12 protein-coding genes are annotated in these 13550 nt (G+C 45.7%); 2 read left to right on the forward strand and 10 right to left on the reverse strand.

All coding sequences use genetic code 11. The annotated features are described in order from the left end of the window. Positions 1-455 precede the first annotated feature (455 nt). From NSQ91_RS01245 to NSQ91_RS01255, 3 genes are read right to left on the reverse strand one after another with little or no spacing between them, the layout of a single operon-like run. Positions 456-632: a hypothetical protein gene (locus tag NSQ91_RS01245; RefSeq protein WP_340916184.1), complete on the reverse strand. Its 177-nt coding sequence runs from the start codon at positions 630-632 to the stop codon at positions 456-458. A 28-nt stretch (positions 633-660) separates the two neighbouring features. Beyond that, entirely contained in the window at positions 661-2013 is a 1353-nt protein-coding gene (locus tag NSQ91_RS01250; protein WP_340916186.1) for a sensor histidine kinase, read from the reverse strand. Then, positions 1991-2728, reverse strand: coding sequence for a response regulator transcription factor (locus NSQ91_RS01255; protein ID WP_076126944.1), 738 nt, complete (start codon positions 2726-2728; stop codon positions 1991-1993). The genes NSQ91_RS01250 and NSQ91_RS01255 overlap by 23 nt, the downstream gene beginning before the upstream one ends. Positions 2729-2888: 160 nt before the next feature. On the opposite strand from NSQ91_RS01255, the gene NSQ91_RS01260 reads away from it, so the two are divergent. After that, a complete protein-coding gene (locus tag NSQ91_RS01260) occupies positions 2889-3536 on the forward strand; it encodes a hypothetical protein (RefSeq protein WP_076126946.1) in 648 nt (215 codons plus the stop codon). Positions 3537-3632: 96 nt separating this feature from the next. Here the strand turns inward: NSQ91_RS01260 and NSQ91_RS01265 are convergent, their stop codons facing one another. Then, positions 3633-4556: a DMT family transporter gene (locus NSQ91_RS01265; RefSeq protein WP_076206086.1), complete on the reverse strand. Its 924-nt coding sequence runs from the start codon at positions 4554-4556 to the stop codon at positions 3633-3635. 142 nt (positions 4557-4698) lie between these two features. On the opposite strand from NSQ91_RS01265, the gene NSQ91_RS01270 reads away from it, so the two are divergent. After that, complete coding sequence (locus tag NSQ91_RS01270; RefSeq protein WP_076305127.1) at positions 4699-6039, forward strand: aminotransferase-like domain-containing protein; 1341 nt, start codon at positions 4699-4701, stop codon at positions 6037-6039. Between the two features lie 549 nt (positions 6040-6588). Here the strand turns inward: NSQ91_RS01270 and NSQ91_RS01275 are convergent. The 6 genes from NSQ91_RS01275 to NSQ91_RS01300 form a co-directional block, all read right to left on the reverse strand. Next, positions 6589-7899, reverse strand: a complete 1311-nt coding sequence (locus NSQ91_RS01275) for a 6-phospho-beta-glucosidase (protein ID WP_076303199.1) — start codon at positions 7897-7899, stop codon at positions 6589-6591. 6 nt (positions 7900-7905) lie between these two features. Continuing rightward, entirely contained in the window at positions 7906-8901 is a 996-nt protein-coding gene (locus NSQ91_RS01280) for an N-acetylglucosamine kinase (protein ID WP_076303198.1), read from the reverse strand. Between the two features lie 30 nt (positions 8902-8931). Continuing rightward, the gene (locus tag NSQ91_RS01285) at positions 8932-9921 is read right to left on the reverse strand and encodes a LacI family DNA-binding transcriptional regulator (protein ID WP_076305126.1); all 990 of its coding nucleotides are present in this window, start codon (positions 9919-9921) and stop codon (positions 8932-8934) included. 135 nt (positions 9922-10056) lie between these two features. After that, positions 10057-11442: an ABC transporter substrate-binding protein gene (locus NSQ91_RS01290; protein WP_076305125.1), complete on the reverse strand. Its 1386-nt coding sequence runs from the start codon at positions 11440-11442 to the stop codon at positions 10057-10059. Positions 11443-11494: 52 nt separating this feature from the next. Beyond that, complete coding sequence (locus NSQ91_RS01295) at positions 11495-12373, reverse strand: carbohydrate ABC transporter permease (protein ID WP_076305124.1); 879 nt, start codon at positions 12371-12373, stop codon at positions 11495-11497. Continuing rightward, positions 12370-13263, reverse strand: a complete 894-nt coding sequence (locus NSQ91_RS01300; RefSeq protein ID WP_036687229.1) for a carbohydrate ABC transporter permease — start codon at positions 13261-13263, stop codon at positions 12370-12372. Before NSQ91_RS01300 ends, NSQ91_RS01295 begins: the two co-directional genes overlap by 4 nt. Positions 13264-13550 lie beyond the last annotated feature (287 nt).

Here is a 13550-nt window from a genome sequence, read left to right on the forward strand (position 1 = left end):
TAGTAGCTATATTTACCATGAAGTAGAAACGGCATCATTTACCAAGATGAATATAGAGGGTGATGATGAATAATACAGCATCTGATGAGGTCTGTTCCAGCTCTTATGTACATGTTGAGCGATTGAATTAAGCGGCGCACCAAGTGATGAGCAATTGATGATTCATGTGTCGCACCAAGTGATGCTGCAAGTGATGCAATAAGTGAAGTATTTATAGAGTAATTAGGGAATTTCTCCCTGAAATTCAGAGATTTCTGTTCATCAGACTTATAATTAGGGAAAACTTACCTGATTTTCGGCCGATTTAGTAACTAATTAAGAAATCCCCTATTTATTAGGGAGGAAATCCCTGATTTCGTGCATTTAGAGCGAATATCGGCTATTTTCAGGGAGTTTTTCCCTAATTAGTTTAAACCCTACCGCAAGCCGTATGAAAAACTCACCTAATATATCGTTCACCGCTCACCGCCCAACTGCCCACCATCCAACCTTCCAACCACCCACCGTCCACCGCCCAACCCAATATCAGAGAACACTACGCGTGGTATATAGTCATATGGCACAGTAAAATCCATTACTTTTCTTTTCAATTCCATTCCATAAAAAAGAAGCTGCCCCCAAGTAGAATTCACTACTTTTGAGACAGCCTCTTATGGATATTTATAAAGGAAACCCCATCGAGATTACCGCACCGCCATTTCTTCGGTTGCCTGCGCTGATCTGACCTCCACAACGCTCGATGATTGCGCGGGAAATAGCCAGTCCAAGTCCGGATTCTCCGTCTTTTCCTTTTACAAACCGATGGAAGAGATAGGGAAGCAGATCGTCCGAAATTCCAGGACCATCGTCACTTACGGATAACAGGGCCCGGCCCTCCTTGACCGAAACATGGATATAGATATGTTGGTTAGCATAACGTGTTGCATTGGATACTACATTAAGAAGCGCCTGTAGCAGCTTATCCCTATCCGCACGGATCGTAAGAGAATCTTGATGATCGTGGGAGATATGGAGGGTTAATTCTTTTTTCATTAATAGAGGGTTCATTCGTTCGATGGTTTCTGTCAGTAGATCTTTTAAACAAATAACCGTAGGCTTGAATATATCTTCCTCGCTGTCTAGCTTCGCAAGTAAAGTCATTTCGGACACGAGCTTCTTCAAGCGGCTGCTTTCGCTCATGATAATGTCTAGCCCTTTTACTACATTCTCACCTTCAAAAACACCATCCTTAATCCCTTCAGCGTAGCCGGAAATGGACATTAAGGGAGTTTTTAATTCATGAGACGCATTCTGGAAAAATTGTTTCTGCACATGGTTGAAACGATTTAATTCATCTGCCATGTCATATACCGATTGAGCGACAGATCCAAGCTCTCCACCAGCTTTAATTAATTTAACATCTGAGAAGCGCCGTTCTTTGACTTTGCGGAGTTCTTGTTGCAGCCTCATTAGAGGTTGAATCAGCTTCTTGGTGATAAATAGGCCAAATAGGAACATAAATGCTCCCGCTGCGCTGAAAACGATCAGCAGTCTTTTGAGCAAAGCTTGTTCAATAGCAGTGACTGCGCTCATAGGGGTTAGTAGAGTTAGCGTGCCTATAGGTGTAGCCTTCACTTCAGTAATATACCGTGTATCTGTTCCATTCCAAATGTTCTGGAGCTCAGTGGCTTGGCCTGTGACACTCTTGGCATCATAGTTTATTGCAATTGAACTCATCTCTGATGATGTGGACAAGACTTTTCCTGTCTCATCGCTAAGAATGGCTTCGACGCCTGCAGTGCTTAGAGAAGGTAAGGTCACCGGCAGAGCTTCCAGCTGAGTGCCAATCTCCCCGATGTATTTACTTTCTTCAGTCAATGTAACTGACATCGCCGCACCAATGGTTCTTAAATCCTCTTTTTGTGTTCCGACAAAATGGTTGAGTAGTACAAAATGGATCACGACTGCAGTAATAGATAGTAGCAATACCAATGCAATACTAAAGGCTAAATTAATCTGATGTGCTAGTTTCATTCGTATGCTCACCCCCATCTGTTCTCATGCGGTATCCGTGTCCCCATACAGCCTCAATGGGCAAATGCTCCAGTTTTTTGCGCATCCGTTTAATGAGATGATCCACGGCGCGATCACTTCCAAAATAGTCGTCTCCCCACACATAGCTCAGCAGCTCATCTCTTGTAAATGCCCGGTTAGGGGCATCAGCGAATACTTTTAGCATGGTGAATTCCTTGCTGGTCAAGTCTACCTCTTCACCACACCAGAATACACGTCTTTCTTCCGGCAATAGTAGAAGCTGGTCGATTTCAAGACGGGTGGAAGTGGTCTGACTATTCAATTTTTCGGCCTGATTACTCATTTTGTACCAGCGTTGAAGCTGCCGTTTGATCCGGGCGACTAATTCACGAGGGCTGAACGGCTTGACTAGATAATCGTCACTGCCAAGCTCCAATCCTAATATTTTATCCACTTCATTATCTCTTGCGGAGATCATAATGATCGGTACTTCGGCTTCGTTACGAATCCTTTTACAGAACTCATAACCATCCATGCCGGGGAGCATAACGTCGAGTACCCACATATCCGGGGGGCTAGTCTGCCACAAGGTCCATGCTTCCTCAGCGCTGCCAAGGCCGATGGTGTGGTAATTTTCTTTTTGTAAATAAGCTTCAACAAGATTGCGTATATGTTCATCATCGTCGACTACGGCAATGAGATATGGATTATTCATTTCGGGTTACCTCCAGATTATTCTCCTACAAGTATATCAATCCAGAGGTGGGTAGGGGCGGCTGCCATCGTTTTTCCACAAATTAACCAATGTTCTGCCACACCCATTATGTAAGCTTGGTCTTGTAAGATCATTCGAATCGACGAGGAGTGTTGTATTTATGAATCAACAGATGTTATTTAAAAAGTTAGCGCTGTCCGCCCTGCTAGTGTCCGCCGTTGCTGCACCGTCTGCAACGAACGCAGCAAGTGGAGCGCAAGACGGAAACACGAAAACAACGGCTGCAGCCGTTGTTACTGCTGCCTCTAAAGGAACAATTGCCACTAAAGTAACCACTATTGATTGGGTAGATCCCCTAGAGTTGGCTAAGACCTACGCACCTAATACCCAAGAAGATTGGAAGAACACCTTGGATCAGTATTATAAGGTTGCTGGATTTAGTGTAACCGCACTTGCCGAGCTTGTGCCTGCGGAACTGGTGGAGGGAGTTCAATTATCTAAAGAAATACTATCCACCGAAGCTCTACCTGCAGGATATATTGAAGCTGGTCGTAACCTTGAAGTAATACCTGTAGTCGATGATATGCAGGTAGATAGCAATATCACTACTTCAATTAAAGCTGTAGACGCGACTTCAATTGCTATTTCCATTCCAGATCTTAGCGACGCGGATAAAGCTTTTTTCAAAGCCCAAGATGATCTGAATAGTGCCGCTAAATCCAAAGATGCGACTGTGATCAAGGAAGCTTTAGCTAATCTGCTGGATCAATATAAAGAGAAGATCAAGGAGCTTGAAACAGCCAAATAACGGCGATTAGTGAGGCTTGCTACAGAATAGAGATACTGAAAAGGGTAAAGATAAAAGACACCTCGCGGGGTGTCTTTTTTGTATGCATATCAATCTTCACGCTTTGCCTTTGGCCCTTACTTGCTTCCGCCAGTTCACACCGATCACCCCGGCGATGATCATCACTGTACCGGTCCAATGGTACCATTCCAGTTGCTCATTCAGCAGAAGTACACCACCGAGAATAGAGACAACTGTTGAAAGACTGCCGAAAATGCTCACGCGTGAAGCTTCCATCCGTGATAAAGCATAGTTGGAGAGGAAGGAGGTCACGAGGGAGGAGAGTACGCCGAGATAGAGCATGGAGAATATAAATTTGGGCTCTTGAAAAGGTGTGAAATACTGATCCAAGGTTCCTGCCGAACCATGCTTAATGATCGACAGTCCATTAAAAAATATAAATCCGAACAAAGTAATCATATAGGTAAGTTCTTTGGGACTCCAGGTACGTGTCAGCTTTCGAGCCGCAACATTATAACCGGCAAGGGATAAAGCTGAGATTAGGATAAGTAAGACGCCCCAAAGACTAGAAGAAGAGATACTCAAACCTGGAATGGCAAAGATAAGAATAATGCCTGCAACTGAGATTAATGTAGAGATCTTTTGGAAGCTGCTCGTGGTTTCCTTCAAGAACATCGCCGCCAAAAGGATGGTGAAGATGGGCATTGTCGCCTGAATAATACCCGCTACAGCGGAAGTTGTATACAAAAGTCCATACGCCTGAAGGGTGAAATATAACGCTGGATACATTAAAGCCAGTGGGATTATCACTGCGGCCTTGGATATTCCAAACTTCACCCGCCCCCACCCTGGAAAAGTAAATAAAGAAGCGGCAAGGAAAGATAACGTGAAGCGATGAGCTAGCGTATCAAAAGGATCCGAGACGGTTAGGGCCATTTTTACAAATATAAAGGAAAACCCGACGATAATAGCATTCATGACAGCTGCTGCTATCGCTTTTTGAGTAGAAGATGTATTCATTAGTAAAGACCTCCAAAGTGTTGCGCGCATTTAGGTACCGGTCCTGTTCTGCTCTTTATTCTAAGGCTAGAGTAGCTGTGCTACAATGTAATTATTATTCATCTGTACCGGTACAGAATAAGCTTGGAGGAAGGTGAAAGGGATGTATAAGTATTCGGAGTTAATCAACGAGCTGGAAGCGCAAATTGCCGAGGATGCGTATCGTGAGGGAGATAAATTACCGTCTATCCGGGAGTTGTCCTTACGTTATGGATGTAGTAAAAGTACGGTTATTCGCGCGTTACAGGATCTTCAGGACAAACATTTAATCTATGCCGCCTCAAAAAGTGGTTATTATGTCATGAAACGAAGCGGACAGCGAAAAGACGAAGGTGCACATTGGATCGATTTTACGGTGTCTGCACCCGACCCGGATATTTTTCCGTATCTGGATTTCCAACATTGTATTAATAAAGCGATTGATATGTACCGCAATGACTTGTTCATCTATGGAACGCCGCAGGGGCTTCCTTCTCTTATTCGTGAAATGCAGCGGCATCTGGCTTCTTATCAGGTATTTGCCAATCCGGATCAGATTTTTATTACCTCAGGTGTGCAGCAGGCGCTTGGCGTATTGACCCGAATTCCTTTTCCGAATGGCAGGCAGCGAGTGCTGATTGAGCAGCCGGGTTATCCGCTTTTTATGGAATATCTGAAGACGTATGGCATTGAGACAGAGGGGATAAAGCGTTCGGATGCTGGGGTGGACTTGAATGAATTAGAGCGGTTATTTAAGACAGGCCAGTTCAAGTTCTTTTATACCGTCCCGCGATTTCATAATCCGCTCGGCGTCTCCTATACCCGTACCCAGAAGAAGGCGATTGCTCAGCTAGCAGCTAAATACGATGTGTATATCGTTGAAGATGACTACATGGTGGACTTGGAGCAGGATGCAAAAGAGGATCCGATCTACGCTTATGACGATGCTTCCCATGTGATCTATTTGAAAAGCTTTTCCAAAATTATATTTCCGGGTCTGCGTGTCGGTGTCGCTGTACTGCCAGAGGTCCTGTGTGACTCTTTTAACCGATTCAAAAGACTGATGGATATAGATAGCTCTATGCTGTCTCAGGCTGCCCTGGAGTTGTATCTGAAAAGCGGAATGTTCGAGCGCCACCGAAAAAAGATGCGTTCCTGCTACGAAAAAAGATCCACGCTGCTCCATGAATCGATTATGAGAGAGTTAGATACAGCGACAGCACAGCATTATTCCTACCATCCAACCGGCCAGCTTGGTGTGCATACGTATCTGAAGCTTAGTGACAGCATAAAGACAGAACAGATGATCAAACGTCTGCAAAAAAAGTTCATTCGCATCGAAATGGCGGACAGCGGGTATCTGCCCTCTTTTAATAAAGAGAAGATTCTAAAGCTCAATGTATCCAGTGTAAAAGAGCCGGATATTCGCTTTGGCATTGAACAGGTAATGCAAGAAATACGCTGAGAGCGCAGCAATAAATGAGTGGATGATAATGGTGGAAATGCTGGGAGCCCATTGGAGTAGAAACAAAAAAGCGTTCCTCCAGTAACAGGGATCGTTTTTTTGCGTTGTGGGTCGTTGGCAAATCTGGCAGCAGTGAACTGATGGACAGCAGATCTCATTATCGGTACAACTCGCAGTAATCTCTGGTTCTTCTATAAATATCCGAACACATTTTCTGTGCAATCTTCGGCCGAGTCATGCGGACCCAGATAACGTTATTTGCTAGTTTTTAGCCTTTGAAGCAGGTTTTCGGACACCAGCGCCGCTATTCAATTAGAAAGGGGTTATATTGGGTGGTTTTCATGCTAATAACGGCTATGGGGTCCGCTAGCACTCTAAAAATGTGAAAAAGCCGCTTTTAAGGTCAGCTGTGTCCGATAGCGAATTCGCTAAGTGCAAATTACCAAGATGCTTTATTCATTTTTGCTTCGGTAGCGAGTATCAGCAACAAGCGCAAAAAAAGAGACCGGGTTCGGTCTCTTTTAGTTATTTCTCGATAGGAGGTATGAATTAATTCGCAAAAAAGTTCGGCAGGAATTCTTTATTAGCTTCCAGCATTTCGTCCAGCATCCGAATCGCTACGTCCACGGACGGAACAAGCGGGTGATGTGCGAGCGCCTGAAGGGCAAGGGCGCGGTCTCCGGTTACAGCGGCGTCAATCGCCAGCTGTTCATAGGTTTTGACAGCATGAATGAGTCCTTTAGCCATGGTTGGAATTTTGGTCAGTGGCAGTGGTAGCGGGCCGTTTTTAGTGACCACGCAGTTCACTTCAATGCTGGCGTCATCTGGCAGGAAGTCCAATATGCCATGGTTTGCGACATTTAGGGTCTGAATGTCGTTTGATCCGTTATGGAGCGATCTCATGAGATTAACAGCTGCTTCTGAGTAAAAAGCACCGCCGCGCTGTTCCAGCTGCTTCGGCTTCTCGCTTAGCTCTAGATTGCCATAAAGCTCGAAGAGCTCTTCTTCTACACGTTTAACGACTTCAGCACGGTTAATGCCTTGTTTATGGGATTCTATCTGCTCTTCGAGCATGGCATCGGTCATATAGAAATATTTTAAATAGTATGAGGGCAGTGCATGAAGGGATTGCAGGAATTCCGGGTTCCATTCTCTTGCTGGTACGTTCTTAGCGCTGTAGCTGGTTGTATCTGCAAGCATATCGTCCAGCTTGTCTTCACCTTCAACATCGATACGAGTAATCCAGTGCAAGTGGTTGAGGCCCACAAATTCGGCATATACACGGTCTGCTGCTACATTATATTTGGCAGAGACTTGCTTGATCAGGCCGATAGGTGCGTTGCACAGGCCAATACTTTTTACCTTAGAATATTTCAGAACGGCTTCGGTGACCATCCCAGCAGGGTTAGTGAAATTGAGCAGCCATGCGTTAGGAGCCAGTTCCTCGATATCACGGCATACATCCAGAATAACAGGGATGGTGCGCAGTGCTTTCATCATTCCCCCAGGACCTGTTGTTTCTTGGCCAATAACGCCATATTTGAGCGGAATCGACTCATCACGAGCACGGGCATCAAGCATGCCGACACGCATCTGGGTGCTGACGAAATCGGCGCCTTCGATCGCTTTACGGCGGTCTGTTGTCAGATGAACCTCAATCGGAAGGCCTGATTTCTCCACCATACGTTTTGCCAAGTTACCTACAATATTCAGCTTGCGAAGACCAGGCTCAATATCTACAAGCCATAATTCGCGCACGGGAAGTTCTTTATAGTGAAGAATGAATCCCTCTACTAATTCTGGGGTATACGAAGAACCTCCACCGATAACTGCAATCTTTAATCCTTGGTTAGCTGCCAAGATTAATCACTCCTGTCTTGTAGTTTGTTTGATCGATTCATAATCCTGAAATTTCCGCATTTTCTCATATACTTCACTACTAATGGTCAACCCATCTTGATCCATAGCTGACCATACTGCACCGACTACAGGCTCTGTGGCAAGGGTAACCACGGTTGCCTGAGGGGCTGCAGCGTGTACAGCTTTCTCGATAGGCTGGCGAATCCAACCGCGATCCCCTCGGGTTAGCAGACTTCCTGCCAGCACCACATCGAAGGCCTCCTGCTCCATGCCTAGCTTGTGAATGATAGCTGCCGCAGACTTACCCAGTTCAACCCCTTGCCGATGTAAAATCTCCAGCGCTACGGCATCTCCTTCAGCTGCTGCTTCAAAGAGCAGGCGGGCAACATTTACGGGGACTTTTTTCCAATGATCAAGGAAATCGTGAAACATATGCCCAACTTCCTCATAACCTAGCATTTTTAGCAGTAAGCCTGTTAATAAGGTGGGCTGTTCCCGGCCGTCCCAAGCTCGGATAACGGAACGAAACACCTCAATATTGAGTGCGCCACCCCCGCCAAAATCACCATACATATAGTCAAAGCCGCCGCATTGATAATGCTCTCCCTGCAGGTTTCTGCCTGCTGAATTGGTGCCGGTGCCGCAGATGAGCGCGACACCATATGGGCGATTCGTTCCGGCGCGTAGACCGATCATAGTGTCACAGTTAATGGTGTATTTGGTGAATCCTATCTGGCGTATCATCGGATGGAGAATAGCATAGTCGGCCTCGCGATCAGCACCGGCAAGTCCGAGATAGGTATGCTGGATGTCTTCCAACCGGAGTCCGGCTTCAGCCAGCGCCCCGAATGTGGCCTCTTGAATACTGTTGGCGGCCTCAAGGGCGCCTGTCTGGTGGTTGCCGTTACCACTCTTGCCTTTGCCAAGAACATTGCCATGTTCATCGCTTAGCAGAGCATAGGTTTTCGTGCCTCCCCCATCGATCCCCAAGTAGTAAGTCAATGGTCGTCACTCCTAGTGTATAAATTTAATCTACTCAGCTCCGGTAGATTCACGTACGATAAGTTCAGGATCAATCCGCATCCCGGCTCCACGTTTCATCTTTCCGGAGATGCGTTTGAGCAGCATATCCGCGGCTGCCAGCCCGATTTTGTCTGCAGGCTGACGTATTGTTGTCAGATGTGGATGAAGCTGTGAAGCAATATAATGATCGTCATAGCCGACCACTGCCACCTCTTCGGGTACCTGAATGCCCGCTTCCATCAGGGCATTGATGACTCCAAGCGCGATATTGTCATCCCCGGCGAAGACGGCGGTGGGCAGCTTTCCTTCCTTCAGCCAACGTTTACAGGTCTCGTATCCCATCCCAATATCGAAATCACCAGGCACGATCTCAAAGGGGGCAAGCCCTTGTTCCTGAAGCGCCTGTAGAAATCCACTGCGCCGCTCCCGCGTACTCCGGAACATTTCCTGACCGCAGAGATGAGCGATTGAAGTATGTCCCAGCTCCAGCAGATGACGCGTAGCTGCGTATCCCCCCTTGAAGTTGTCGATCGTGATGGAGTAGGTATCATTTTCGGGCTTCTGATTATCTATCAGCACATAAGGAATACCCCGCCGTTTTAACTCCACAATATAATTGTCCTCTTCCATCGGAGAGAGCAGAATTAAACCGTCTACACGATCCTCCTGAATTAAATAATGGCTATCATCCGATTCGATGCCTGTTGAGATGGATATGGCTAAAAAATAACCATGCATCGCTAATATTTCATTCAGCTCTTTGACCACTGCGTCAAAAAAGGAATCTTGCAGGGTAGTGACAATAATGCCGATAATTCCCGTCTTACCGCTTGCCAGACTGCGTGCCGCAGCATTAGGGCGGTAATCCAGCTCTTTAATTGCCTCCAGCACCTTTTGGCGATTATTCTCGCGTACCGATTCGGCCCCATTTAACACCCGGGATACGGTTACAACGGATAATCCGGATTTTTTGGCTACATCAAAAATACTAACTTTCATCTTTAATTCTCCTCACGGCAGATTTTCCGATCCTGTTTTCTACTTTCAGTATACAGGGTTGGCAGACTGTCCGCTAAACGTATGATTTCACGCAGGTATACCGTCCCTAAAGGGGGCGGTATACCTGCCAAACAGTTATCGCTGAATGATCTCTGTAACCTTCTTCTGAATCGTCGCCATCACCTCTTCAACCGTCTTATGTCCAGTTTCTACTGGCTGCAATTCATTAATGAACATGTCATTAATTTGCGAGTAGTTGGTGATTAAGTGGTTATAGGATTCGAAGCCGTAGTTAACAGCACCCTCGTAGACATTTTTGATATCCTGTGGATCGATACCTTCAAAATGTTTATAGTAAGCTTCTGCAGCTTCGGTGTTGACTGGTGGGTTACCGCCACTAAGCTCAATGGATTTCTCTTGCACTTCGCTTGTGATCAGGTATTTGATCCATTCAAAAGCTTCCTTCGGATGTTTGGAGTCCTTCAAGATCAGCAGCGGATCGACATAAAGGGTGCTACGTACCTTATCGTTGCCTCCCCATGGTACAGCGGCTACGCCAATTTTGAAGGGGAAGTCATTTGCACCTGCAAGGTTCCATGAGCCTCCGATAGACATGCCGATTTTACCAGCAACAAAGGGATCACCGTTCTGTCCAGCTACACTTTTGCTCCATTCGGAAGAAGGAGAGACTTTATCCTTAAAGACAAGATCAAAAAGCTTGTTGTAGGCAGCGATCACTTCAGGGGAGTCAAAATAAGTCTCGGAAGGCACGCCGCCATTAGTCCATGTATCTTCTGAGTAAGGCTCCGCTCCAAAATATAACGGCCGCATATCGCGTTCGGACCAAGTGAAGTCTACGCCATATTGAGTTTTGGCGATATCATCGGATACAAGCGTCATTTGTTTAGCTTCATCGACCATTTTTTCAAACGTCCAGCTCTTATCTTCATAATCGCTTGTTGGATAAGTCAGTTTGGCAGCATCAAACATGTCTTTGTTATAGAGCATTAAGGTGACATACATATTGACCGGGATGCCGTAAGTGTGATCTTTAACCTTGTAGATACCCATTAGATTCTCTGGGATACTATAATCCTCTGCCTTGAAACCATCCTCTTTCATAAGGTCGGTCATATCGAACAACATACCCTTATTGTAGTATTCTGCGAAACCTCCATACCCCCAGTGACTTGTCACGTCGGGCGATTTGCCGCCGGCAATTAGCGTTTGCAGCTTGCTGTCGAACTGCTCATAAGGCGCTTTTTCCACTTTCACTTTAATATTCGGATGCAGCTTCTCGAAATCAGGGATTAATTTTTCGACAAATGTGCGGTCTTCTGAATCTATTGTGTAATGGGTAATCGTTACCGTTTCTGCTTTACCTCCAGAATTAGTAGAGTCACCGTTTCCTCCAGATAGGGCGTTACCCGCCGATTTGCCGCCGCTACAGCCTGATAAGGCTAGAACAACGAGCATGGTAGCTGCAAGTAAAAGCGCAATACTTTTCCTGTTCTTGTTCATTAGCTAAACCCTCCATGATTTCAAGTATATTTGGCCGCCGGATGGCGGATTATTACTTAATCCCTGTAAGTACAATCCCTTCGACGAACTGTTTCTGGGCTACAGCAAACAGCGTAACGATTGGGACCATAGCTAGAACCGAAGCAACCATTAGCAGATGCCAAGGTGGAATGCGGAACCTCGATGAGGTAAGAGAAGCCATCCCGACGGGTAGCGTGAACTTATCTGATGAGCTTAAGTAAAGCACTGGCGTAAGCAGATCATTCCAGTTGTAGATAAAAGCAAAGATAGCTACGGTCGCAAGTGCAGGTTTGGAGAGTGGGATTGCTATGGTAGCCCACATCCGTATTTCACCACAGCCATCAATGCGTCCGGCATCAAACAGCTCTTCAGGCAATGTGGAGAAGAATTGGCGCAGCAGAAAAATATTATAGGCTGAGCCGAAGAAAGCAGGCACGATCAGGGGTAAAAAGGTATCTATCCAGTTCATTTGCGAAAAGAGTACAAATTGCGGAATCATAATGGCCGGATAGGGTAACATCATGGTGCTCAGCAGCAGGATGAACCACACCTGATTACCTGTACCTCTGAATCTGGCGAATCCATAGGCAACCAGCGCCGAAGAAATCAAGGTTCCCACAACACTAAAGCCGGCGATAATCAGACTGTTTTTATAAAGAGTACCGAACTGCAGGGTATCAAATATTTCTGTGTAATTGCTCCACTGCCAGCTCTCCGGAAGAAAGGTGGGTGGGAACTTCAGCATCTCGCGTTTGGACTTAAGTGAAGTGGAGACCATGAAGAACAAAGGAAGCAGCATCAGAAATGTTGTAACTACTAGAGTAATAAAGCTGAAAATCTTAACAGGCTCCGCTTTCCGGCGGCGGTTTGTTCCTTTAGTCCGGGGGCTTAGCGCTCTGACTGTACTCATTTGCGTCCGCCTCCTTCATAGTGAACATAACGGTTAGACAATTTCATAATAAGTGCGGTGCACAGCATAACTACGATAAGGAGCACCCATGCCAAGGCTGAGGAATAACCGGCACGATATTCTTTGAAAGCGCTGGTGTAGAGATTATAGACATAGAACCAGGTAGAGTAATTCGGCCCCCCTTGAGTCATGACAAAAGCTTGGGTAAAGACTTGGAAGGAATCAATCAGTCCCATAATCAGTTGGAAGAGCAGCACGGGAGAGATCATCGGTAAGGTAATGTTCAGGAAGATTCTGAAGCGCCCGGCACCGTCAAGGTTAGCGGCTTCGATCAAGCTAGCCGGTACGCCTTGCAGACCTGCAAGGAATAAAATCATTCCTGAGCCTGCTGTCCAGAAAGTCATGATGATCAAGGCATATAGTGCAGTGTCTGGGTTCATCAGCCAAGCCGGTCCATGAATGCCGAACCAGGAAAGGATGTAATTGAAGAGCCCGATCTGCGGGTTGAAGATCCAGTACCACAGCAGGGACATGGCCACGCCGGATACCATGCTTGGGAAATACATTGCTGTTCTGAAAAAGCCGCGCAAAGGAATGGTCTGGTGAAGCAATAGTGCAAAGCCAAGACCGAGCGCAAGCTGGATAGGTACACCGATGAAGGTATATCTCAGCGTGACAACCACCGATTTCCAGAACAGGTCATTGTGAAACATCTCTGTGTAGTTAGCGAGCCCGATAAATTTAGGTGGGTGTATGATGTCATAATCAGTAAAGCTGAAGTAAAGCGATGATAAGATAGGATAAAGGGCGAATACTAGGAAGCCGATAATCCAAGGAGAAATGAACAGATACATGTAGAACGTCTGCCGCCTGTTCTCGCGATTGATCATGACACACCAACCTCTCGTTTTAAAAGTATAAGCGCTTTAACTTTTGATCATGCTAACACTATTAATTAGCAATAATACTAGGTACCTAGAGATTAAAGTTTAACCGCTTTAACTTTTTGTTTCGCTTTAATAAGCTTATCATAGAGGATGATCTCTAAATAATCAACACTTATTTTAACTATAAAAGCGCTGTCAGTCATTAAACGTAACATACAGTCTGTCATTTTTGTGAAAAAGGGACCTGAAATAAGATTCGGGAGATTATTGTGTTAACTATTATAACGCAA

The sequence above is a fragment of the Paenibacillus sp. FSL R7-0048 genome (assembly GCF_038004505.1).
GTDB classification, from domain to species: Bacteria; Bacillota; Bacilli; order Paenibacillales; family Paenibacillaceae; genus Paenibacillus_AQ; species Paenibacillus_AQ odorifer.